The organism is Parazoarcus communis SWub3 = DSM 12120, assembly GCF_003226565.1.
Lineage (GTDB): Bacteria > Pseudomonadota > Gammaproteobacteria > Burkholderiales > Rhodocyclaceae > Parazoarcus > Parazoarcus communis.
The window spans coordinates 1-291 of the sequence record NZ_QKOE01000166.1 but is presented as its reverse complement, the minus strand read 5'-3'; the positions used below and the strand labels follow the sequence as shown (position 1 = coordinate 291).

General features: G+C 68.0%; 1 protein-coding gene. It reads left to right on the top strand.

Going from position 1 to position 291, the window contains the following annotated elements; translation table 11 throughout:
* Positions 1-291: transposase (locus DNK49_RS23575; protein ID WP_165843445.1), on the top strand; the 291-nt coding region annotated here is incomplete at both ends.

Below are 291 nucleotides of genomic sequence, written 5' to 3'. Positions count from 1 at the left end.
ATGAATGCCCGCGCACACCGCCGCGCGTGCGCCTGATCCGCCAGATCACGCCGCAGGGCAAGGTGCGCGTGTTGATGACTTCGTTGTGCGACACCGAGCGTTTCCCCCTCGAGGCCTTTGCCGAACTCTACCATCAGCGCTGGCGCATCGAGGAGGCGTTCAACCGTCTCAAGCATCGACTCCACCTCGAGCACACCAGCGGCTTGTCCTGGCTGGCCGCCCGCCAGGACTTCGGGGCCAAGGCCGTGTGCGACAACCTCGCCGCGCTGGCCGCGTGGTGCGCCGCCCAGC